The organism is Pigmentiphaga sp. CHJ604, assembly GCF_036972535.1.
Taxonomy (GTDB): domain Bacteria; phylum Pseudomonadota; class Gammaproteobacteria; order Burkholderiales; family Burkholderiaceae_B; genus Pigmentiphaga; species Pigmentiphaga daeguensis.
Genome location: NZ_CP136998.1, coordinates 600888 through 623451, shown reverse-complemented (window position 1 = coordinate 623451; position 22564 = coordinate 600888). Strand labels below are relative to the sequence as shown.

At 68.5% G+C, this 22564-nt stretch carries 23 protein-coding genes; 12 read left to right on the top strand and 11 right to left on the bottom strand.

Annotation, left to right across the window (positions count from 1 at the left end; translation table 11 throughout):
- Positions 1 to 54 precede the first annotated feature (54 nt).
- From R4823_RS03145 to R4823_RS03130, 4 genes are all read left to right on the top strand, one after another.
- Positions 55 to 564 (top strand): flavin reductase family protein, encoded by a 510-nt coding sequence (locus tag R4823_RS03145; RefSeq protein WP_243724384.1) that lies wholly within the window; start codon positions 55 to 57, stop codon positions 562 to 564.
- 68 nt (positions 565 to 632) lie between these two features.
- Positions 633 to 1865, top strand: coding sequence for an acyl-CoA dehydrogenase family protein (locus R4823_RS03140; protein WP_087841558.1), 1233 nt, complete (start codon positions 633 to 635; stop codon positions 1863 to 1865).
- Positions 1866 to 2097: 232 nt separating this feature from the next.
- Positions 2098 to 3078, top strand: a complete 981-nt coding sequence (gene tsdA / locus R4823_RS03135; protein WP_087841557.1) for a gamma-resorcylate decarboxylase — start codon at positions 2098 to 2100, stop codon at positions 3076 to 3078.
- A gap of 77 nt (positions 3079 to 3155) precedes the next feature.
- On the top strand, positions 3156 to 4391 hold the full coding sequence (locus R4823_RS03130) for an MFS transporter (RefSeq protein WP_087841556.1): 1236 nt from the start codon (positions 3156 to 3158) through the stop codon (positions 4389 to 4391).
- Positions 4392 to 4450: 59 nt separating this feature from the next.
- Here the strand turns inward: R4823_RS03130 and R4823_RS03125 are convergent, their stop codons facing one another.
- From R4823_RS03125 to R4823_RS03115, 3 genes are read right to left on the bottom strand one after another with little or no spacing between them, the layout of a single operon-like run.
- Positions 4451 to 5587 carry a deoxyguanosinetriphosphate triphosphohydrolase gene (locus R4823_RS03125; RefSeq protein WP_087841555.1) on the bottom strand — a complete coding sequence of 379 codons (1137 nt, stop codon included), beginning with the start codon at positions 5585 to 5587 and terminating at the stop codon, positions 4451 to 4453.
- A gap of 30 nt (positions 5588 to 5617) precedes the next feature.
- Positions 5618 to 6727: a 3-dehydroquinate synthase gene (aroB, locus tag R4823_RS03120; protein ID WP_087841554.1), complete on the bottom strand. Its 1110-nt coding sequence runs from the start codon at positions 6725 to 6727 to the stop codon at positions 5618 to 5620.
- A complete protein-coding gene (locus R4823_RS03115; protein ID WP_087841599.1) occupies positions 6724 to 7260 on the bottom strand; it encodes a shikimate kinase in 537 nt (178 codons plus the stop codon). Before R4823_RS03115 ends, aroB begins: the two co-directional genes overlap by 4 nt.
- 287 nt (positions 7261 to 7547) lie before the next feature.
- Here R4823_RS03115 and R4823_RS03110 point away from each other — a divergent pair, with 287 nt between their 5' ends.
- Positions 7548 to 9911, top strand: a complete 2364-nt coding sequence (locus R4823_RS03110; RefSeq protein WP_087841553.1) for a penicillin-binding protein 1A — start codon at positions 7548 to 7550, stop codon at positions 9909 to 9911.
- A gap of 125 nt (positions 9912 to 10036) precedes the next feature.
- Here R4823_RS03110 and cyaY read toward each other — a convergent pair whose 3' ends face one another.
- Positions 10037 to 10378 (bottom strand): iron donor protein CyaY, encoded by a 342-nt coding sequence (gene cyaY / locus R4823_RS03105; RefSeq protein ID WP_087841552.1) that lies wholly within the window; start codon positions 10376 to 10378, stop codon positions 10037 to 10039.
- 64 nt (positions 10379 to 10442) lie between these two features.
- On the opposite strand from cyaY, the gene R4823_RS03100 reads away from it, so the two are divergent.
- On the top strand, positions 10443 to 10703 hold the full coding sequence (locus tag R4823_RS03100; protein ID WP_243724385.1) for a lipoprotein: 261 nt from the start codon (positions 10443 to 10445) through the stop codon (positions 10701 to 10703).
- Entirely contained in the window at positions 10700 to 11992 is a 1293-nt protein-coding gene (gene lysA / locus R4823_RS03095; RefSeq protein ID WP_087841550.1) for a diaminopimelate decarboxylase, read from the top strand. The genes R4823_RS03100 and lysA overlap by 4 nt, the downstream gene beginning before the upstream one ends.
- Here the strand turns inward: lysA and R4823_RS03090 are convergent.
- Positions 11979 to 12911 carry a LysR substrate-binding domain-containing protein gene (locus R4823_RS03090; protein ID WP_087841549.1) on the bottom strand — a complete coding sequence of 311 codons (933 nt, stop codon included), beginning with the start codon at positions 12909 to 12911 and terminating at the stop codon, positions 11979 to 11981. The genes lysA and R4823_RS03090 overlap by 14 nt on opposite strands.
- Before the next feature lie 96 nt (positions 12912 to 13007).
- On the opposite strand from R4823_RS03090, the gene R4823_RS03085 reads away from it, so the two are divergent.
- Complete coding sequence (locus tag R4823_RS03085; RefSeq protein ID WP_243724386.1) at positions 13008 to 13772, top strand: sulfite exporter TauE/SafE family protein; 765 nt, start codon at positions 13008 to 13010, stop codon at positions 13770 to 13772.
- A 12-nt stretch (positions 13773 to 13784) separates the two neighbouring features.
- Here R4823_RS03085 and R4823_RS03080 read toward each other — a convergent pair whose 3' ends face one another.
- Positions 13785 to 14390: a hypothetical protein gene (locus tag R4823_RS03080; protein ID WP_254914703.1), complete on the bottom strand. Its 606-nt coding sequence runs from the start codon at positions 14388 to 14390 to the stop codon at positions 13785 to 13787.
- A gap of 32 nt (positions 14391 to 14422) precedes the next feature.
- Between R4823_RS03080 and R4823_RS03075 the strand changes: the two genes are divergently transcribed.
- The 4 genes from R4823_RS03075 (at position 14423) to R4823_RS03060 (ending at position 17996) form a co-directional block, all read left to right on the top strand.
- Positions 14423 to 15154 carry a M24 family metallopeptidase gene (locus R4823_RS03075; RefSeq protein ID WP_087841547.1) on the top strand — a complete coding sequence of 244 codons (732 nt, stop codon included), beginning with the start codon at positions 14423 to 14425 and terminating at the stop codon, positions 15152 to 15154.
- Positions 15155 to 15224: 70 nt separating this feature from the next.
- Positions 15225 to 16226 carry a tripartite tricarboxylate transporter substrate binding protein gene (locus R4823_RS03070; protein WP_176400850.1) on the top strand — a complete coding sequence of 334 codons (1002 nt, stop codon included), beginning with the start codon at positions 15225 to 15227 and terminating at the stop codon, positions 16224 to 16226.
- A 4-nt stretch (positions 16227 to 16230) separates the two neighbouring features.
- Positions 16231 to 17208 (top strand): 4,5-dihydroxyphthalate decarboxylase, encoded by a 978-nt coding sequence (locus tag R4823_RS03065; RefSeq protein ID WP_087841545.1) that lies wholly within the window; start codon positions 16231 to 16233, stop codon positions 17206 to 17208.
- A gap of 86 nt (positions 17209 to 17294) precedes the next feature.
- A complete protein-coding gene (locus R4823_RS03060; protein ID WP_338617368.1) occupies positions 17295 to 17996 on the top strand; it encodes a TetR/AcrR family transcriptional regulator in 702 nt (233 codons plus the stop codon).
- 26 nt (positions 17997 to 18022) lie between these two features.
- On the opposite strand, the gene R4823_RS03055 is transcribed toward R4823_RS03060, so the two are convergent.
- The 5 genes from R4823_RS03055 to R4823_RS03035 form a co-directional block, all read right to left on the bottom strand.
- Complete coding sequence (locus R4823_RS03055) at positions 18023 to 18652, bottom strand: isochorismatase family protein (protein ID WP_338617366.1); 630 nt, start codon at positions 18650 to 18652, stop codon at positions 18023 to 18025.
- Positions 18649 to 19713, bottom strand: a complete 1065-nt coding sequence (locus R4823_RS03050; protein WP_279814638.1) for a 2,5-dihydroxypyridine 5,6-dioxygenase — start codon at positions 19711 to 19713, stop codon at positions 18649 to 18651. The genes R4823_RS03055 and R4823_RS03050 overlap by 4 nt, the downstream gene beginning before the upstream one ends.
- Before the next feature lie 13 nt (positions 19714 to 19726).
- Entirely contained in the window at positions 19727 to 20533 is an 807-nt protein-coding gene (locus R4823_RS03045; protein WP_338617363.1) for an alpha/beta hydrolase, read from the bottom strand.
- Between the two features lie 10 nt (positions 20534 to 20543).
- On the bottom strand, positions 20544 to 21245 hold the full coding sequence (locus tag R4823_RS03040) for an Asp/Glu racemase (protein WP_176400851.1): 702 nt from the start codon (positions 21243 to 21245) through the stop codon (positions 20544 to 20546).
- Between the two features lie 65 nt (positions 21246 to 21310).
- Positions 21311 to 22537: an FAD-dependent monooxygenase gene (locus R4823_RS03035; RefSeq protein WP_087841540.1), complete on the bottom strand. Its 1227-nt coding sequence runs from the start codon at positions 22535 to 22537 to the stop codon at positions 21311 to 21313.
- Positions 22538 to 22564 lie beyond the last annotated feature (27 nt).

Here is a 22564-nt window from a genome sequence, read left to right as displayed (position 1 = left end):
CAATTGTTGTATGTGAAACTGTTCAAACAGTACGAAGAACATGGAGGAAGACACATGGCCGCCACGCCTTCCGGCGACGTGCAAGTCGCGTTTCGCCAGGCCATGCGCAGCATCGCCGCCACCGTCTCCATCATCACCGCTGGCGACCGCGAGCGCGGCCACGGCATGACCGCCACCGCGGTCACCTCTGTATCGCTCGATCCCGCGGCGCTGCTGGTCTGCATCAATAACCGCACGCTGCTGCATCACATCATGTCCTCGACCGAGCGGTTCTGCGTCAACGTATTGGCGCAGGAACACCAGGACCTCTCCGCCGCCTTCAGCGGCGCGGTCGCGCCCGGCGAACGGTTTGCCCTGGGCGACTGGGCCGAAACCGAAGAAGGCATCAAGCACCTGGCCTCGGCGCAGGCCCGCATTTTCTGCGTCAAGAAGCTCGCCGTTCCGTTCGGCACGCATACCGTCTTCATCGGCGAGGTCGACGACGTACAGCTGTCAGACCGCAGTGCCCCGCTGCTTTACCAGAACGCGACCTATTGCCGCTCGATCCCCATGGCGTCGGGCTAGCGCATTTCCACTCCCTCGCACCGCGCGCCGGCAGGCCGGCCATTCATGCACATAACTCGGAGACCATCATGAGCAGTTTCGCGGAACACGCCATTCTGTCGCCGCCCGGCGGCACGGACGCGCCCTCCCCGCCCCTCGTCGCCGCATTGCGCGAGCTGGCTCCCGGCTTGCGCGCCGCTGCGCGAGAAGTGGAGGCCGCGCGCCGCATACCCGCTGCCCACATGGAACGGGTGCGCGCCACCGGCTTCTTCGACCTGGTCAAGCCGGCCGCATACGGCGGCGCGGAGCAGAGCTTCGCAGCGCTGGTCGAGGCCAATCTGCTCCTTGCACAGCACTGCGCATCGACCGCCTGGGTGTGCGGCCTGCTGGCCGCGCATCAATGGCTGCTGGCGGGCTTTCCGGCCGAAGCGCAGCACGACGTCTGGGGCGCCGATCCCGATGCGCTGCTATGCGGGTCGTATGCGCCGGCAAGCCGGGCGCAGCCGGCGCCAGGCGGCCTGCGGCTGAGCGGAAGCTGGAGTTTTGCCAGTGGCTGTGAGAACGCCCGGTGGGCGCTCTGCGCCGCCATGGTGCCGTGCGCCGACGATCCGTCTCGCCTGGAGCCCGCCTTCCTGCTGGTACCCGCGACGGACTATCGCATCGTCGACACATGGGACGTGGTCGGGCTGGCGGGCACAGGCAGCAAGACACTGGTGCTCGACGATGTGTACGTACCCGCCCATCGTCTGCTGACCTTCGCCCAGACCACGTCGGGCGACACTCCAGGGGCCGCGCATTACCGGCAAGTCCCCGGCTACCGCATTCCCATGCTGACCGTCATTCCCTCGTGCCTGGCCTCGGTCGCGGTAGGTGCCGCGCAGGGGGCACTCGACGAGTACGTAGCGGTCACCAGCGGCCGCGTCACCCGCGGCGCGGTGGCCGGCGCGCATCAGAAGATGGCCGAGTTCGCCACGGTCCAGTTGCGCGTGGCGGAAGCGGCCGCCAGCGCGGACGCGGCACGGGAGATCCTTCTGCGCGACCTGCGCTGGGTCACCGCCAGGGTCGGCGGCGGCCATGCCGTGACCGAGGAAGACCGCATCGTTTGCCGGCGCGGCCAGTCGTTCGCGGTATCGCTGGCGCTGCGGGCGATCGAGGCCCTCAACGCGTCCACCGGCGGCGCGGGCCTGCAGATGGACAACCCGGTGCAGCGGGCCTGGCGCGACATCAACGCGGTCGGCCGCCACATCAGCATGAACTGGGATGCGGTGGGCACGATGTACGGGCAGATGGCGCTGGGGTTGGCGCCGCGCGGGCAATATTGACCCCCCCTACGCGCTGACGCGCGCCCCCCAGGGGGCGATGCGGGTGGACCGGCGGAGCCGGATCCACCGCATCCTGGGTCTAGGGCCGCTTTCTTGGACTGTGGCGCCGGTGCTTCGCTGGCTGCCAGCGGCAGCAGTGGCGTGACACCTCAAGAAGCTCGTACTAGACGGGCACCGCGTGCTGCGTGAATTGGGATCTTGCATTTTCTGACTGCATGTACAGGAGAGAGGAATGAAAGGAAAAATCGCGCTGGAAGAACATTTCGCCACGGAAGAGACCCTGATGGATTCGGCGGGCTTCGTGCCGGAGAAGGACTGGCCGGAGCTGAAGTCGCGGCTGCTCGATATCCAGGACAGGCGGCTGCGCCTGATGGACGAGCATGGCATCGAGGTCATGATCCTGTCGCTGAACGCGCCGGCGGTGCAGGCCATCGGGGACCACCGCAAGGCGCATGAGACGGCCCGCAGGGCCAACGACTTCCTGGCGGAGGAAGTGGCCAAGCGGCCGGACCGGTTCCGCGGCTTTGCCGCGCTGGCCATGCAGGAGCCGGAACTCGCGGCGGCCGAACTGGAGCGCTGCGTGAAGGACCTGGGTTTCGTCGGCGCGCTGGTCAACGGATTCTCCGAAGACGTGCGGCATTCCAAGCCGCTGTACTACGACATGCCGCAGTACCTGCCGTTCTGGGCAACCGTCCAGACGCTCGACGTCCCGTTCTACCTGCATCCGCGCAATCCGTTGCCACCCGACGCCGGCATCTACGACGGACACGGCTGGCTGCTCGGACCGACGTGGGCATTCGGGCAGGAAACGGCGGTGCATGCCCTGCGGCTGATGGGCTCGGGCCTATTCGACCAGTTTCCGGCGCTGCGCATCATCCTGGGCCACATGGGAGAAGGCCTGCCCTACAGCATGTGGCGCATCGACCACCGCAACGCCTGGCTCAAGGCCAAGCCGAAGTATCCGGCCAAGAGGAAGATCGTCGACTACTTCAACGAGAACTTCTACCTGACCACCTCGGGCAACTTCCGCACGCAGACGCTGATCGATGCCATCCTCGAGATCGGCGCCGACCGCATCCTGTTCTCCACCGACTGGCCGTTCGAGAACATCGACCATGCGGCCGAATGGTTCGACTCAACCAGCATCAGCGAAGCCGACCGGCTCAAGATAGGCAGCGCCAATGCGGCGCGGCTGTTCAAGCTGGACCGGTAATCGCCCCCCCCGGCCGGACATCGCATCCGGCCGGCGATCCCATCCCATAGATGGCCCGAGCCATCAGGAGGAAGACAATGAAGACGATCAATCGATGGTGGATCGTGGTCGGATCCGTGTTCGGCCTGTTGGTCGGCAACGGTCCTATCATGCAATTCACCTTCGGCGTGTTTCTGCTGCCGGTCACCAGCGAGTTCGGCTGGTCGCGTTCCACCACATCGCTGGCCCTGGTGATCGGGCTATGCGTGACCGCGCTATGCGTGCCACTGGCCGGAAGGCTCGCCGACCGCCACGGCGTGCGCGCCGTCACCCTGCCGGCCATCACGCTGTTCGCGCTCGCGATGGTCGCGCTGGCCTTCCTGGCCGATACGCCGGCGAAGTTCATGATCATCTATGCGCTGATGGGCATCGCCGCGGCGGGCCAGACGCCCCTGCCCTACGCCAAGGCGATTGCCGCCTGGTTCGACGACAAGCGCGGGCTGGCGCTGGGCGTGGCCATGTCCGGCGTCGGCCTGGGAGCGGCGCTGGTTCCCCAGTTCGCCCAGGCGCTGGTCGCGCACGTGGGCTGGCGCGGCGCATACGTCGGGCTGGCGGCGCTCACCTTCGTGGTCGGGTTTACCGCAGTCGGCCTGGCGGTGCGCGAACCGCCCCATCGCGCCGCGGCCGACGGCCTGCCGGCGTTGCCCGGACTGACCGGTCGACAGGCGCTGCGCAGCCCCCTGTTCTGGAAACTGGCCATCGCCTTTGCGGGCGTCGCCCTGGCCACGAACGGCGTCATCGCCCACGTGGTTCCGCTGCTGGTCGACCGCGGCATTGCCGCCACGCTCGCCACCTCGGCGCTGGGCTTCGCCGGCCTCGCGCTCATCGGAGGCAGGCTGCTGGCTGGCTTCCTGCTCGACCGCATCTTCGCGCCCTACGTGGCGGCCTTCTTCTTCCTGGTCCCGGTAGCCGGCATCGCCCTGCTGCTCGCCAACCCGTCGCCCGCCTATGCGGCCGTCGCGGTCGTGCTGATAGGGCTGGGCCTGGGCGCGGAAGTAGACCTGATCGCCTTCCTGCTGTCGCGCTACCTGGGCTTGAAGAGCTTCGGCGAGATCTATGGCTATCTGTTCGCAGCCTTTATGGCGGGGTCCGGCGGAGGCCCCTATGTCATGGGGCTCGTGTTCGACGCGACGGGAAGCTATTCGTCGGCATTGGCCGGATTGAGCCTGGTCCTGCTGGCTTCGGCGATGCTGGTGTTGCGGCTCGGCGCCTATACCTACCCTCGCCAGAATGGCGGCGGCAATCGGTCGGAGGTGTTGCAGGCGGCGCATTGACCAGCACGGCGCCACCGCAATGCATCGGGAAGCGGGGCGGATGGCCGCCCCCCCCGCCGCTACTCGTCGCTCACCAGGAACAACCGCCGGTGCTCCTTGATCGCATACCGGTCGGTCATCCCCGCGATGTAGTCGGCAATGGCCCGCGGCTGATCCACGTTGGCCCGTGCCTGGTACTGCGGCGGCAACAGGCGCGGGTCGTCCAGGAAGGCGATGAAGAGGTCGCGCAGCACGCGCTTGGCCTTGGTGGTCATGCGCAGCACCCGATAGTGGCGATACAGGTTGTCGCGCAGGAAGATCTTGAGTTCCTCGGCCTCGGCCTTCACTTCGGGGCTGAAGCCCGCCAGCGGCGGCGCGCGGCGCACGTCGTCGATGGAGGCCGGCTGGTGCCGGGCGATGCGGGCCGCCGTGGTCTCGGTCAGGTCGATGATCAGGGTGTTGATCATGCGCCGCACCGTTTCGGTGATGGCACGCCGCTCGGGCAGGTCCGGGTAGCGCTGCACGACCTCGGCATGATGGCGGTTGAAGATGCCGACCTGCCGCATCTGCTCCAGCGAGACGAGGCCGGAGCGCAGGCCGTCGTCGATGTCGTGGTTGTTGTAGGCGATCTCGTCCGACAGGTTGGTCAGTTGCGCTTCCAGCGAAGGCTGGGTGCGGTTCAGGAAGCGCTCGCCCACGTCGCCCAGGCGCGCCGCCCGGGTCAGCGAGCAGTGCTTGAGGATGCCCTCGCGGGTCTCGAAGCACAGGTTCAGGCCATTGAAGTCGCCGTAGCGTTCCTCGAGTTCGTCCACCACGCGCAGGCTTTGCAGGTTGTGCTCGAAGCCGCCGGCCTCGGGTGCGAACTCCTGCATGCAGGCGTGCAGCACATCCTGTCCGGCATGCCCGAACGGGGTGTGGCCCAGGTCATGGGCCAGGGAAATGGCTTCGACGAGGTCTTCGTTCAGGCCCAGGTTGCGCGCGATGGACCGCGCGATCTGCGCCACTTCCAGGCTGTGCGTGAGCCGGGTGCGGAACAGGTCGCCCTCGTGGTTCACGAAGACCTGGGTCTTGTACTCCAGCCGCCGGAAGGCGTTGGAATGGATGATGCGATCGCGGTCGCGCTGGAATTCGGAACGCCCCTGGGGCGGGGCTTCGGGGTGGCGCCGGCCGCGGGTGGCGGCCGGGTCGGCGGCGTAGGGAGCGAGGACTTGGGGCATGACGTCGGGGCTCCTCCGGAGTGGGCGGGGTCAGGCGAGCGTGGCTGGCTGCTCGCCCGCTGTCTTGGCGACGGTCCGGTCCAGGACCTGCCGGACCAGTCCGGCCTCGGCCGGGGTCCGTACCGCTTCCCCCAGCCTGGGCAAGAGGATGAAGCGGATCTGGCCGGCTTCGGTTTTCTTGTCGCCCTGCATCAGGTCGAACCAGCGGTCGGGCCCCAGGTCGGGCGCGTACACCGGGCAGCCGATGGCCAGCACCAGGCCGCGGATGCGTTCGGCGTCGGCCGGCGGCAGCCCGGCGGCCAGCGCCGAGAGCTCCGCCGCCTGCACCATGCCGCAGCCGACGGCCTCGCCGTGCAGCCAGGCGCCGAAGCCCAGCCCGGCCTCGATGGCGTGGGCGAAGGTATGGCCGAAGTTCAGGATGGCGCGCAAGCCGGTTTCCCGTTCGTCCTGCGAGACGACGTAGGCCTTGAGTTCGCACGAACGGGCGATGGCCACGGCCAGCGCGCCCGGTTCGAGCGCGCGCAGGTCCCGGGCGTGGGCCTCGCACCAGGCGAAGAAGTCGGCATCCAGGATGGCACCGTACTTGATGACCTCGGCCAGCCCGGCGGAGACCTCGCGCGCGGGCAGCGTGGACAGCACGTCGGTGTCGATTTCCACGGCGATCGGCTGGTAGAACGCGCCTATCATGTTCTTGCCGATGGGGTGGTTGACGGCGGTCTTGCCGCCCACCGACGAATCGACCTGCGACAGCAGCGTGGTGGGCACCTGGATGAAGCGGATGCCGCGCATGTAGACCGCGGCGGCGAAGCCGGCGATGTCGCCGATCACGCCGCCGCCCAGCGCGACGATCACGGCCTTGCGGTCGCAGTGCCTGGCCAGCATGGCGTCGAAGATCAGGTTCAGGGTCTGCCAATCCTTGTATTGCTCGCCGTCGGGCAGCTCGATGCGCAGGATGGGCCGGCCGGTGGCCGCCAGGGCCTGCTCGGCGCGCTCGGCGTACAGCGCCGCCACGGTGGGATTGGTGACCACGACCAGGGTGGTGGCGTCGGCCGGCACGGCCTCGGCCAGGCGATCGAGGCGGCCGGGGGCGATCCGTATGGGATAGCTCCCGCCCGGGGTCTCGACACGGACTTCTTTCATAGACACTCCAGCGGGGGCAGGTCGGCGGCGGGCGGCCGGACCTGCTTGTTGCAGGTTGCGAGCATGGGCAGGATGCGGCCGACCAGCCGCGCCACCGACACCTTGCCGGTATCGACGACGAGGTCGGCGATTTCCTCGTACAGGGGTTCGCGCTGGCGCAGCAGCTCGGTGATGCGGCCCAGCGGATCGGCCGTCTGCAGCAGCGGCCGGTTGCGGTCGTAGCGGGTACGCTGGTAGAGCTCCTCGGCCTTGGCCCTGAGGTAGACGACCGTGCCGCGCTGCTGCAGCATGCGGCGGTTTTCCTCGGCCAGCACGGCGCCGCCGCCGGTGGCCAGGACTACCCCGGAAATCCGGCTGCATTCGTCCAGCGCATGGGTTTCGCGGCGCCGGAAGCCGGCCTCGCCTTCCAGTTCGAAAATGGTGGGCACCCGGACCCCGCAGCGCGCTTCCAGCACCAGGTCCACGTCCAGGAACTGGCGCGACAACGCCCGCGCCAGGCCGCGGCCGATCGTGGTTTTGCCCGCCCCCATCATGCCGACGAGAAAGACGGGCGGCACGAACACCGTGCCTGCCGGCCCCGTGGCGGCGGCCGCGCATGAATCGTAAGAGACCTGATCCACTAGCTCGTGAGGCCGAAGCCACAGAAAGATATCGATATAAGATGCATTATCCCGCAAGAGGGCCGGAAGCGGAAAATCGGCCCCCGGGACCCGGCACACCAACTGTTACAGGAACGCCCGGGCCGCCGGGCGGTCTATAAGCCGATCCGTTTCGATGTTCCTATAATGGGTCTCGTCCTCGCACGAGAAGCTGCTTCCTCATGTCCCGTATTCTCCTGAAGGTCGCCGGCGTTCTGGCCGGGCTGGCCGTTTGTGGCGCCCTCCTGGTGGGGCTGGCGCTGGCCCTCGCCTACCCGAACCTGCCCGACCTCGACGCCCTGACCGACTACCATCCGAAGATGCCGCTGCGGATCTACACCGCGGACAATGCCCTGATCGGCGAATTCGGCGAGGAAAGGCGCAACGTCGTGCGCATCCGCGACGTACCCGATGTACTCAAATCGGCGATCTTGTCGGCAGAAGACGACCGTTTCTACCAACATGGCGGCATAGACTGGTCCGGCGTCATGCGCGCGGCCCTCACCAACATGGTGAACCTGTCCAAGAGCCAGGGCGCCAGCACGATCACCATGCAGGTGGCCCGGAATTTCTACCTGTCGTCGGAAAAGACCTGGACCCGCAAGCTCTACGAAATCCTGCTGACCTTCAAGATCGAGGCCAACCTGACCAAGGACCAGATCCTGGAGCTCTACATCAACCAGATCTACCTGGGCCAGCGCGCCTACGGCTTCGCCTCGGCGGCCCGCATCTATTACGGCAAGCCGCTGTCGGAGATCACCGCCGCCGAGGCCGCGATGCTGGCCGGCATTCCCAAGGCCCCGTCGCGCTACAACCCGGTGGTCAACCCGACCCGCGCCAAGCTGCGCCAGCAATACGTGCTGCAGCGCATGCTGAGCCTGGGCTATCTGACCGAGCCCGAATACCGCGCCGCCCTGGACGAAAAGCAGCAGGTCCGGCAACTGGGCGGAGAATTCGGCGTGCGCGCCGAATACGTGGCCGAGCTGGCTCGCCAGCTGGTCTACGACATCTATAAGGAAGAGACCTACACCCGCGGCCTGAACGTCTATACGACCGTGAACCGGGACATGCAGGATGCCGCCTACGATTCGCTGCGCGACGGCGTGCTGGACTACGAGCGCCGCCACGGCTACCGCGGCCCCGAGGCCTTCGTCGACCTGCCCAATGGCATCGACAACAACCCCGAGAAGCTGAACGAGGCGGTCGACGACGCCCTGAACGACTATCCCGACAGCGATACCCTGCTGTCCGCCGTGGTCCTGGCCGCCGATGCCAACAAGGTCCGCGTGGCCCGCAGCTCGGGCGAGATCATCGACATCACCGGCAAGGGGCTCAAGTTCGTGCAGCCGGCGCTGTCGGCCAAGGCCCAGCCTTCGGTGCGCATCCGCCGCGGCGCCATCGTCCGCATCCTGAAGACCGGAAACGAGTGGGAAATCCTGCAAACGCCCCAGGTCCAGGCGGCCTTCGTCTCCACCGACCCGCAAAACGGCGCCATCCGCGCCATGGTCGGCGGCTTCGATTTCCACAGCGGCAAGTTCAACCGCGTCACCCAGGCCTGGCGCCAGCCCGGCTCCAGCTTCAAGCCCTTCATCTACGCGGCTTCGCTGGAACGGGGCCTGACTCCCGCCACCATCATTTCCGACGATCCGTTCGTGCTCGAAGCCTCGGCCACCGGCTCGCAGCGCTGGGAACCGAAGAACTACGACGGCAAGAACGAGCCCCCCATGACCATGCGCCAGGGGCTGGCCAAGTCCAAGAACATGGTGTCGATCCGCGTGCTGCAAAGCATCGGTCCGCAGTACGCCCAGGACTACATCACCCGTTTCGGCTTCGACGCCGCCCGCCACCCCGCCTACCTGACCATGGCGCTGGGAGCGGGTTCGGTCACGCCGCTGCAGATGGCCGGCGCCTATTCCGTCTTCGCCAACGGCGGCTACCGCGTCACCCCCTACCTGATCGACAAGGTCACCGACAGCACCGGCCGCGTCCTGATGCAGGCTCGCCCGACCAAGGCGGGCGACGAATCGCTGCGCGCCATCGACGCCCGCACGGCCTACATCGCCGACTCCATGCTGCGCGACGTCGTCCGCACCGGCACCGCCCGCGCCGCCCTGTCGCTCAAGCGCCAGGACGTGGCGGGCAAGACCGGCACCACCAACAACTCGGTGGACGCCTGGTTCGCCGGCTACACCCCCGGCCTCGTGGGCGTCGCCTGGCTGGGCTACGACCAGCCCCGCTCGCTGGGCGTGCGCGAAACCGGCGGCGGCGCCGCCATGCCGATCTGGCTGAAATACATGCAGCGCGCGCTCAAGGACATCCCCCAGCGCGAACAGCCCATGCCCCCCGGCATCATCGTGCAGAACGGCGACTACTATTTCGCCGAATTCCCGCCCGGCCAGGCCGTCGCCACCGTAGGACTGCCGCCCCCCTCGACCGATCCCATGTCGCGGCTGATCGACAGCCTGGGCAACCTGATCAATGGCAATGGCGGCAGCTCGGGCAGCACCAGCGGCGGCGGCAACACCCGCCCGGAATACCTGCCCTGACCGCCCCTACGCCCGCCCGCCATACCCCCACGGGCGGCCACCACCACAAGACGCCGCAGGCTGGGTCCGGGGCGCCGAGAGGCCGGACGGCGCATTCGGTGCCCCGGACCAGCCGTGTTTAGAACTCACCGAACCGGCAGTTCCTCTACCACAATCTCCTCCCCCGACTGCTCGGAACAAATCCGCGACAACGCCCGCGCCAGTTCCTCGCCAGACCGCGTATCCAGCCACTTCCCGTCCTTCAGGCGATAATGGAACCCGCCGCTGCGCGCCGCCACCCACATTTCCTGCATGGGCGCCTGGCTGTTGATGACCGCCTGGCTGCGATCGGCGAAGGTCAGCGTCAGCACGTTGCCGCTGCGCGTCGCCTCGATATCGATGTCGCGCTGCTCGAACCACACGTCGGCCTGCCGCTCGATGGAATCCAGGATGGCGTCGGCCAAGGCAAGAAACTCGCTTTCGTTCATAATTTCGACTATGTCCGACATGAAACCCACGCGCCCTGCGCGCGCCGCATGCCCAGACCCCTCGTTGGTTGCTGATACCGGCATTGTAGCCATCGGCGCCCGGCCGGCCGGGCGCCGCCTGGCTCCCCTGCTGGCGGTCCTGCCGCTCGCGCTGCTGGCCGCCTGCGGCATCAAGGGCCCGCTCTACCTGCCTGCCCAGCCGGCCCCCACGGCGCCCGCGCCGGCCGTGCAGCCCGCCCCCGCGCCGGTGTCCAAGACCACGGGCGACGTCGACGACATCTCCCGGCGCAACGAATCCATCTCGCATACCCCCCTGACACAATGACCACCCCCGCTTCCCTGCCCACTCCGGTCGGCAGCCCCCACTTTGCCTATCGCGACGGCGTGCTCCACGCCGAAGGCGTATCCGTGGCCCGGCTGGCCGACCAGCTGGGCACGCCGCTGTACGTCTATTCGCGCGCCGCGCTGCACGCCGCCTACGACGCCTACCGGCGCGGCATCGGCTCGCGCGACGTGCTGGTCTGCTACGGCATGAAGGCCAACTCCAACCTGGCGGTGCTGCGGGAATTCGCGCGCATGGGAGCCGGATTCGACATCGTGTCCGCGGGCGAGCTGCAGCGCGTGCTGGCGGTGGGCGGCGATCCGGCCAAGGTGGTCTTCTCGGGCGTAGGCAAGCAGGCCGCCGAAATGCGCCTGGCGCTGGAAGCGGGCGTCAAGTGCTTCAACGTCGAATCCGTGCCCGAACTGCACCGCCTGTCCGAGGTCGCGCAGGCGATGGGCAAGCGCGCGCCGGTATCGCTGCGCGTGAACCCCGACGTCGACCCCAAGACCCATCCCTACATCTCGACCGGCCTGAAGGAAAACAAGTTCGGCATCGCCATCGACGACGCCCCCGCGGCCTACCGGACCGCGGCCTCGCTGCCGGGGATCGAGATCGTGGGCGTCGACTGCCACATCGGCTCGCAGATCACCGAGACCGCCCCCTTCCTGGACGCGCTGGACAAGCTGCTCGACCTGCTCGACAAGCTGGCGGCCGACGGCATCCGGGTCGAGCACCTGGACCTGGGCGGCGGCCTGGGCATCCGCTACGCCCACGAGACCGCGCTGGCCCCCGCCGACCTGCTGTCCCGCGTGTTCGAACGCATCGACGCACGCGGCTACGGCTCGCGCCAGATCGTGCTGGAACCCGGCCGTTCCCTGGTCGGCAACGCCGGCCTGCTGGTGACGCGCGTGGAGTACCTCAAGCCCACGGAAGCGAAGAATTTCCTGATCGTCGACGCGGCCATGAACGACCTGATCCGCCCGACGCTGTACGAGGCCTACCACGGCGTGCTGGCCGTGGCGCCGCGCGCGGACGAGGCCACCGGACGCTACGATGTGGTCGGGCCGGTGTGCGAGAGCGGCGACTGGCTGGCCAAGGACCGCGACCTGGCCGTGCGCGAAGGCGACTACCTGGCCGTGGAATCGGCGGGCGCCTACGGCATGGTCATGGCCAGCAACTACAACACCCGCCCGCGCGCCGCCGAAGTCATGGTGGACGGCGACCACTACCATGTCGTGCGGGCGCGCGAAACCGTCGAGCAGTTGCTGGCGCTGGAATCTACCCTGGGCTGACCGGGTCCGCGCGGCCCAGTCCTCGCCAACCCGCGCAGGCCGCGCGCAGCGCATCGGCGACCTGGCGGGCCTGCGGCGTGGGCGAACGGTGGACGTGCAGCAGCACCTGGGTGCGGGCATCGCACTCGGCCAACGCCACCAGGCGCACCTCGGCGCGCGCGTCGGCCGCCATGTCCGCCGGCACCAGCGCGACGCCGAACCCCAGCTCCACCAGCCGCAGCAGGGTCGCCTTGCGGGACACCGCCTGCGCGGCCAGGGGAAAGAACCCGGCCTGCCGGCACAGTTCCACCACCCGATAGCTCAACCCGCCCCGATGGGCATGCGGCAGCGACACGAAGCGTTCGCCGCGCAGGGCATGCAGCGGCACCGCGTCCCGCCCCGCCAGCGGATGTTCCGCCGGCACGGCCAGCACCAGCGCTTCCTCGTACAGGACCTCCGTCAGCACGTCGGGCAGCTGCCGTAGCACCGGCGCGCGGGCCAGGCCCAGGTCCGCGCGTCCGTCCTGGATGTCCTGCGCCTGCTGCTCGGACGATGCGGACGAGATCGACAGGCTGACACCGGGCTGGCGCGACAGGTGGCGCCGCAGCGGCGCCAGCAGCGACCGGCCCAGCGGCACGGAACTGGAATGCAGCAGCGCCACGCTGCCCTGCACGCCGCGCTCGGCCTGGCGCGCGCGGCCCGCCATCTCGCCCAGCCCCGCCAGCATGCGCACCGCGTCCTCGTGGAAGGCCCTTCCCGCCGCCGTCATTTCCACCTGTCGCGTGGTGCGCGCCAGCAGCGCCACGCCCACCTCTTCCTCCAGCAGCTTGATCTGCCGGCTCAGCGCCGACTGTGCCACGTGCAGCCGCTCGGCCGCCTCGCTGAAGCTGCCGGCCTCGACGATCGCCACGTAGTATCCAAGCTGCCTGACCGAGAACATTTATCGCGCGATGAGATGGATGAGGCCTGATTTTAGAATTGGACCGCCACGCGCGCAGGGCTCAGACTGCTGCCGTTGCCCCGATCGAGCCCAGCCGTGGATGCCCTTCTCTTCCTGCTTCCCGTTCCGCTTTCCCAGTTCGCGCTGATGTTCGCCGGCGTGGCAGCGGCCTACGTCATCTTCGGCATGGCGGGCTTCGGCACCGCGCTGGTCGCCGGCCCGCTGCTGGCCAACTTCGTGCCGGTGGCCACCATCGTACCGCTCCTGGCCTTGCTGGACTTCGCCGCGGCCACCACCAGCGTGGCGCGCGACGTGCGCCACGCGTCGATGGGCGAGCTGCGTCGGCTGGTACCGGCGATGGTGCTCGGCAGCCTGGTGGGCGCCGTCGTCCTGCTGCGCAGCCGGCCGGACGCCCTGCTCCTGTTGCTGGGCGTGTTCGCCATCGCCTACTCGCTGTATTCCCTGAGCGGCTTTCGTCCGCACCGGACGCTGCCGCCAGGGTCGGCCTATGCCTTCGGTACGGTGGGTGGCGTGTTCTCCGCGCTGTTCGGCAGCGGCGGTTTCATCTATGCCATCTACCTGGCCGGCCGCCTGCGGGACAAGAACGACATTCGCGTCACGCAAAGCACCCTGATCGGCCTGGCCACCTTCACGCGCGCCGTGTTCTTCCTGGCGGCCGGCGTCTATGCCGACACCGGACTGCTGGCCACCGCGCTGATGCTGGCGCCGGCCATGCTGCTGGGCACCTGGGCAGGGCGGCGGATCACGCTGGCGCTGAGCCGCGAGGCCTTCCTGCGCCTGGTGGCGCTGGTCGTGCTGGCCTCGGGCGCGGTCCTGGTCTTGCGCTACTTTGCATCATGACCGCCGGCGGCATCAGCCCAGCGCACCGGCGATCTTGCGCTCCTGCTCCTCGCGCACGGCCGAGCCGAAAGTCTGCTCGAACCATCCGTCCTTGACCAGCTTGAGCACCAGGCTGTTGTCCACGACCTTGCCCAGGTCCAGCTTGCGCACCGCCGGCGTCTGCTCCGCCAGCCGGTCGATGGTGGCCTGGATGGCGGCCTTGGAAATCAGAGGTACGCGGTCGAGCACGTTGCGCTTGACGTAGATGTCGTAGACCCGGCTTATGTCGGCCTCGCTCTCGGGCTGGTCAAACGCCTTGAAGGTCGCCACGGCGAAGGCCTTGTCATCGTAGAAACGCTTGATCGCCTCGGCGTGGGCGCGGATCAGGCCCTCGGCCCGGCCTCGCTGCTCGGCCAGGTAGCTGCGTTTGTGGAGGAAGGCCGTGCTGACGTAGATGTCCTCGTGGTCGGGCAGCTCGGTCAGCACCTTCAGGCCCTGGGTTTCCAGCTTGAAGTACGACGGCGCCGTCAGCAGCCCGGCATCCACCTGACCGCCCAGCAGCATGCTGGCGCGCGACGCGGCATCGGTGCCGGTCGACACCCATTGCACGTCGTTGGGCGCGAGGCCGTACTTGCGCAGCAGCTCGACGGTATAGAAATACGGCGGGCTCGGTGCGCTTCGTCGATGCCACCGACATGGTCGACCACATCAAGGCCATCAAGAGCGCCGACGAGATCGAGGCCATCGGCCGCATGGCGGCCATGCAGGACGAGGTACTGCAGGCCCTGGCCCGCCACATCCGCCCCGGCATGAAGGATTTCGAGGTCGCCGCCTACGCCCAGTACGCGGGCCAGCTGCGCGGCAGCGAACAGGGGCTGTTCATCGGCTCGTCCTCGCCCGCCGGCCGCGCCGCGATGTACAAGCCCCGCCACCTGCAAGGCAGGGAGATGCGCGAAGGCGACGCCTTCACGCTGCTGATCGAGAACAACGGCCCGGGCGGCTACTACGGCGAACTGGCCCGTACCTTCGTGCTGGGCAAGGCCTCGCAGGAACTGCTGGACACCATGGCCCTGCTGGTCGAGGCCCAGCGCCACACGCTGGACCACCTCAAGCCCGGCGCGATGCCCGCCGACATCCTGGCCGCCCACAACGCCTTCATGCGTGCCCGCGGCATGCGCGAGGAAACGCGCCTGTATGCCCACGGCCAGGGCTACGACATGGTCGAGCGTCCGCTGATACGCGAGGACGAGACCATGCCCATCGCCGCCGGCATGAACATCGTGGTCCATCCCGGCCATGCCACCGCCAGCGTCTTCACCACCGTCTGCGACAACTACATCATCGGCCCCGACGGGCCGGGGGAATGCCTGCACAAGACCCCCAAGACCGTCATCGAACTCTGAGCCCGCCCGCCGCGCCCCGGCGCGGCGCTTCGCCGCATTACCCCTGCCCTTCCCCTTCTGGAGGCACGCCATGCAACGCAACGGATCGACCCCCTACCGCCTTCGCGCGCTATACGCCCTCGCGTCCACCCTGGCCGCCGCGGCCGCGCTTGCCGCCCCCGCGGCCCACGCGCAACGCTACCCGGACCGCCCGGTACAGGTCATCGTGCCCTACGCGCCCGGCGGCAGCGTGGACGTGATCGCGCGCTCGCTGGCGCAGAAGCTGACCGAACGCATGGGCCAGACAGTGTTCATCGAGAACCGTGCCGGCGCCGGCGGCACGATAGGCGTGGGTGCGGTCACGCGCGCCAAGCCCGACGGCTACACGCTGCTGCTGACCTCGCTGGGCGCGGTGACGGTGACCGTGCACCTGACCAAGGCCGGCTACGACCCGCTCAAGGACCTCGCCCCCATCTCGCTGCTGGCGACCAGCGGCCTGGTGGTGTCGGTCAAGGAAGACTCGCCCATCCGGTCGGTGCGCGACCTGATCGCCGCCGCCAAGGCCAAGCCGGGCGCCCTGAGCTATGCCGTGACCGGCGTCGGCAGCCAGACCTTCCTGGCGGGCGAATTGCTGAAGCGTTCGCTGGACCTGGACATGGTTCCGGTGCAGTACAAGGGAGGCGGCCCCGCCGCGGCCGCCGTGGCGGCGGGCGAGGTGCAGGCCGGCATCACCGATTCCGGTCCCATCCAGCCACTGCTCCAGTCCAAGCGGGTGCGCGTGCTGGCCGTGACCGGCAGCCAGCGGGCCTCGGCCATGCCCGACGTGCCGACGATGGAAGAAGCCGGCGTGCCGGGCTTCAAGATCGACTCGGCCATCGCGCTGTTCGCGCCGGCGGGCACCCCGCCCGAGATCGTCGACAAGCTCAATGCCGAAGTCGCCGCCGCGCTGAAATCGCCGGACCTGATCGACCGCATCCATGCCGCCTCGCACGATCCCAAGCCCAACAGCCCGGCCGAGATGAAGACCATGCTCAAGTCGGAATTCGACCGCTGGGGCGCGATGGTGCGCGAAGCCGGCGTCAAGCTGGAATAGCTCCATGAGCGGACTCGAGCTCAGCTTCGCGGCGGGTCCGTACGACCGCCTGCAAGGGCTGTACGACGGCAGCGTGGCGATCGACGGCGTGCGCATCGTCCCGCACGTGCGCCAGCGGCCGGTGGACATCTTCAGCCCCATGATCGAACACGGCGCCTTCGACGTCGCCGAGATGTCGCTCACGCACTGCTACGCGCTGACCGCGCAGCGCCGCGCCAACTTCGTCACGCTGCCGGTGTTCCCGTCGCGCATGTTCCGCCACGGCTTCATCTTCGTGAACGAGGACGCGGGCATCCGGTCGCCCGCCGATCTCGCCGGCAAGCGCATCGGCGTGCAAGGCCACCAGATGACGGCCGCGGTCTGGATCCGCGGCCTGCTGCGCGACGGCTACGGCGTCGACCTGGCGAACGCCGAATGGTACGAAGGCGGCGTGAACGAATATGGCGTCGCCGGCGGCGACATCATGGAGCTGCGCCCCAGCCGCCCGTTGCAATGGCAGCGCATCCCGGCCACCACATGTCTGTCGGACATGCTGGCCCAGGGCGGCATCGACGCGCTCATCGGCGCCTTCATCCCCCGCTCGTACGGCAGGCACCCCGCCGTGCGGCGGCTGTTTCCGGACTACAGGCGCGTGGAAGCCGCCTACTACGAGGCGACCGGCGTGTTCCCCATCATGCACGCCCTGGTTCTGCGCCGCGATCGCCACGAGGCGCATCCGTGGCTGGCGCCCGCGCTGGTGCGGGCGTGCGAACAGGCCAAGGACCAGGCCTGGCAGCGGCTGCGATTCAGCGGCGCGCTGGCCGCCACGCTGCCCTGGCTGATGGACCACGTGGAAGAAACGCAGGCCGCCTTCGGCGCGGATCCCTGGCCCTATGGCGTGGCGCGCAACCGCGCGACCCTGGAGGCCTTCTCCGCCATGCTGCATGCCGATGGCTACCTGGATCGCGCATGGTCCGCGGACGAGGTGTTCGCGCTACGCTGACGCGCGACAGGCGCGCCGGGGCGTGGCCCACGTGCGCGAAAAGCCTTAGCATGGAGGCTTCGCAGCCAATATTTAATTAATCGCTTATGAAATTGGTCAGCGGCCGCCGGGGCGCCCCCGCAGCCCAAACCAGGCGCAAGGCCGGCCAGAAGGGCCCCGGCCGCCCCGAGGGCACCAGCGTCGTCCGGGACGACATACTCGATGCGGCGGAAGAACTCTTTTCCAACCTGGGCTACGCGGGCACCACCTTGCGGGAGATCGCCGACCAGGCCAAGGTCACGCAGGCACTGATCAACTACTACTTCGGTTCGAAGTACGGCCTGTACGAAGCCGTGTTCATGCGCCGCAGCCAGATCATTTCGCAGCAGCGCCTGGAGAACCTGGCGCAGTTGCAGGCCAAGCCTGGCCGGCCCAAGGTGCGCGATGTCGTACAGGCCTTCCTGATGCCCACGCTGGCCTTTCGCGCGACGCCCGAGGGGCGGTCGTTCCTGCGCCTGCAGGCCCGCCTGCACACCGAGCCGCCGCAGATTTCCTACAAGCTGCGAACTGACGCCTACGGCAACTCCACGCGGCTCTATGTGGACGCGGTGCGCAAGGCCCTGCCCAACCTGCCGGAGCTGGACGCGTACTGGCGCGTCACCTTGATGGTGGGTACCTATCTGTATGCGTTCTCGGATACCCACCGCATGGAAGAAATGGCGCCCCCGGGTCTTTACGATCCGGACGACACCGACAGCCTGATCGACCAGGTCACCCGCTTCGTGACCGGCGGCATGCAGGCACCCTAGCGCGGGCCGGGGCGCCCCCCGGCCTTTCAGTCGTCCAGCCGGCGGAGCAGGTCGGCGTAGTCCATGACCTCGGCGTACTTCTGCGCCATGTCGAACAGGCTGGCTTCATGAGGTCCGACGGCGCGGTCGCCCACGCAATCGGCCAGCACCACCGGCCGGAAGCCCCAGCACATGGCATCGACCACGCTCGCACGCACGCAGCCGCTGGTCACGCAACCGGCCACCACGAGCGTGCGCACGCCCCGCTGCGTCAGCCACGGGGCAAGGCCGGTGGCGAAGAATGCCGACGGAACGTTCTTGTGCACCACCAGCTCTCCCGGCAGGGGCGCAAGTTCCGGCACGATGGCGCTGGCCGGCGCGGCTTCGGTCAGGCCCAGCATTCCCGGCACCTTGGCGGAAAAGACATTGGCATCGGCACCATCGTCCGCGTAGACGATGCGCGTGTGGGCGACGGGCCAGCCGCGTCCGCGCGCCAGCGCGAGCAACGGACGCGTGGCCTCGATGGCCGCGGGGATGTTGCCGCCGCCGAAGATGGCCGGATCGGCGAAGCCGTTGACGAAGTCGACGACGAGCAGGCCGAACGGAGGCTCGGGCACCAGCCCCGCGCCGAAACCCTGGCGGGCGTAGACCGCGCGGTCGTTGCCGTCCTTGCTCATGATGCGGCCTCCGCCTCGGCCAGCCGCTCCTCGATCAGGCGGCCCTCGGCCACCACCTCGCGGCCGTCCAGCGACACCGTGCAGCGGCGCAGCGGAATGTCCATGTGGCACGCGGTGCTGCGGGACCCGCCCACCTCGTTGTTGGGCCCGAGCGAGAACAGGAAGTTGCCGGCGTAGGCGCGCGCATCCATGCCTATCGTGGCCTCGCGGTCGTACAGCCCGAGCGTGGACCAGCGCGCGCGGTTCTGCGCCCCCCAGCCGATGTGCGACATGGCATAGGCTTCCGGGTCGTTGAAGGATTCCATGTAGTCGCTGAGCAGTTCGGCGTCCATGCCGCCCGTGATGGACGTGACGTAGCCGTCCTCCACCTCCATCACGATGGGATCGCTGACGTACGACTTCATCGGCAGCAGGATGTCGCCCTTGTCCACCACGATGCGGCCGCGCGTGGCCCGCTCGTTCGGCCAGGTCAGGGCGAAGCCGCTGGGCCAGTGGTCCCAGCGGCCCGGCTCGTCCACGAAGCCGTACTCCTTGACCACCGGGAACTCGCCCAACGGACAGACCAGGTCGGTACCCGCCGCCGACGTCACCCGCATCTCGCGCGAACGTTCCAGCAGCGCCCCGCAGGCCAGCACGCGTGCGCGGTCCGCTTCGTTGGGGACCATGCGCAGCAGGATCTCGGGCGGCTCGACGGCCAGCAGGATCTTGCCTCCCCCTTGCAGGATGTCGTGCTGCTCGGGCGAGAAAAGCAGGGTCATCAGATCGACCACCAGATCGCTGGCCTTGAGCGCGGCGATGGCCGCGCGGTTGCCGCTCAAGGGCGTGGTGCCCAGGTAGGCCAGGGAATCGCGGCTGAGCGATTTCTCGCCGTTGACGGGCGCCAGGTCCAGCCGGTTGACGCGCGCGCCCAGCAGCCCGGCGGCGGTCATCGCGCAGCGCAGGGTCTGGGGATGGGTCACGCCCTCGGTGGTCAATACCGTGACGGTGTCGCCGCGCTTCAGGCGCGACAGCGTCAGGACCTGGGTCCATGCCTGGATCAAATCGGAATCGCTGACAGCCATAGCGTGCTCCTTGCTAAACGGGGGTTCCCAGAAAGGTGCCAAAGCTCTGGAAGAAGCCTTCCTCGTCATCCCAGGGGATCATGTGCCCGGCCGTCGGCACGGTCCGCACTTCCAGCCCGGGCATCAGGCTGCGGATCTCGTCGACGTCGGCCGCCTCGATGACGCCTCCCTTGCCCGCGACCATCAGCAGCGCGGGCACCGCGATCGCCGGCAGGTCGGCATGCATGTCGTGCGTGCCGAAGGCGTGGTAGGCGCACACCACGGCGTCCTCGTCGCAGGTATGCAGCCATTCGGCACGCAGGCGCAGTTGTGCCTCGGTCCAGGTAGGCGAGAACGGCTTGAGCTTTTCCCAGTCGGCGCCTTCCCGCATGAGCCGAATGGAATCCACGTACCAGTCGATCCTGGCCGGATAGGGCCGGCGGCCCGGTCCCGACACCGGCGGGTCCACCATGACGAGGCGCGCCAGCCCTTGCGCGTGGTGCGCGGCCACGATGGCACCGATACGCGCGCCCATCGAATGCCCGACCAGGAAATAGTCCGCCAGCCCCAGCGCCTGCGCGAAGCCGCCCACGTCGGCCGCGCAGGCCTCGAGGCTGTAGTCCATGCCCGGCGCCGTCTCGGACAAGCCGCGTCCCCTGACGTCGAGCACGTAGGTGTCGAACTGGCGACCCAGCCGCTCGGCCACGAACGCCCAGGTCACCGCGGGGCTGGTGATGCCCGGCACCAGTACCAGGGGCCGGCCCTTGCCGCCGAAACGCAGATAGTGTTGGCGTATGCCGTTGGCGCGCACGTTGGCGCCGTAAAGAAAAGTGCTGCTCACGAATGGCTCCCTAGTAACGGCCCGACAGCAAGGCCCCGGCCCCGGGCACGATGGGCTCGAGGTCCAGCGCCTTGAGCATGGCGTAGGTGGTGGCGACGGCCGCGGTCACGACCGGCTTGCCGGTCAGCGCCTCGACCCGGGCGATGACCGGCAGCGACGGCATCTGCACGCAGGCGGACAGCACGACGGCATCCACGTCCGAGGTATCCATCGAGGCGACGATGTCCGGCAGCCGGCCTGGATCGTGCCGCCCCACTTCCAGGTTGTCGGGAATCTCCAGCGCGCGCCATTGGGTCACCTGGACGCCCTCGCTTTCGATGTAGCCGATCACCAGCCGGGTCAGCGGCACCATGTAGGGCGCGACCAGGGCGATGCGCCGGGCGCCGAGGATCTTCAATGCGTCCACCAGCGCGCCCGCGCTGGTCACGACCGGGGCGGCGCCGCCGTTCTCGCGGGTACGTTGGCCGAGCCGCGCCTCGGACTCGCGGTGATAGCCCGTGCCCATCGCCATGATGGCCACCAGGCAGGCGTAGCCCAGCACATCGACCCGGGCGTCGCTCAGTTCCAGGGCGCAGCGGTCGGACTCGGCGTCCATCGCGGCCAGTTCTTCCTTCGTGACGTGCTTCATGCGCATGCGCGCCGAATGGAAGGTGAACCGTTCCGGCCGGATCTGCTCGCGCAGCCGCAGCATGGCCGGAATCTCGGTCTCCATGGTCGTGTTGGAACTCGGCACGATCTGGCCGATGCGGTAGCGGGATGTCATGGAGGTCCTCCCCTTCACGCCGCCAGCGCCGGCCGGCCGAAGCGCTGCGCGCACGTGGTCGCGTCGTAGATGTAGACCCAGTTTGCCTGGATGCCCACGGCATTGGGATTGATCAGCTCGCGCCACCGGTACAGCAGGTCGCGCTTGAACTGCGCCCACGGCGACGGCAGGTGATAGGTCTTGCCGCGCTCGCGGGCTTCCAGCTGCACGCGGCTGGTGCGCGGCTTGCGCTCGGCCTCGTAGGCCTGCAGCGCGGCGCCGACGTCGCGGCCATAGTGCTCCAGCGCCGCGCCAAGGACGTAGCCGTCCTCGATGGCCATGGCCGCCCCCTGGGACAGGAAGGGCAGCATCGGGTGCGCCGCATCCCCCAGCAGCGTGACCCGGCCCTTGGACCAGGCCTGCATCGGATCCCGGTCGAACAGCCCCCACTTGTAGACATCCTGGGTCCGGCTGAAAAGCTCGATCACGTCGGGATGCCAGCCTTCATAGGCCTTCGTGAGCTCTTCCCGGCTGCTGCGCACGTTCCAGGACTCCTCCACCCAGTTGCGCGACTCGTTCACGGCCACGATGTTCACCGCCGCCCCGCCGTTGACGTAGTAGGTGACCAGGTGTCCGTGCGGCCCCATCCAGAACGCCGCGTCCGGACTGACGAACTTCAGCGGATGGCGGTCCACCGGCACCAGGGCCCGCCAGCACATGTGGCCGGTGAACTGCGCCGACTCCGTGCCGAACAGCGCATCGCGCACCACCGAGCGCACGCCGTCGGCGCCCACGATCAGGTCGGCCTCGTATTCGCCGCCGTCGCTCAGGGACGCGACGGCGGTCCCGCCCTCGGTGCGCACGCCGGTGCAATGGATGCCCAGCGTCGCGCCCTTGCCGTCGGCCAGGTGTTGCGACAGGATGGCATGCAGGTCCGCGCGATGGACGTGATAGAACTCCGCGCCGTAGATCTGCGGGCAGCTTTCCTTCAGCGGCGTGCGGAACAGCTCGCGCCCCGAGCGCCAGTTGCGTCCCACCATGGCTTGCGGCAGGAACCCCACCCGCTTCAGGTCGTCCGTCAGGCCCAGCGCCTTCAGGACCTTGACGGCGTTGGGCGTGACCTGCACGCCGGCGCCGACTTCGCCGAACGCCGACGCCCGCTCGAACACATGATTCTCGATACCGCGCAGCGTCAGGGCACGCGACAGCGCCACGCCCCCGATCCCGCCACCCACGATGCCTACGCGCAAGGGACGACTCATACGGCTTCTCCTTTCCTTCCTGCGGGG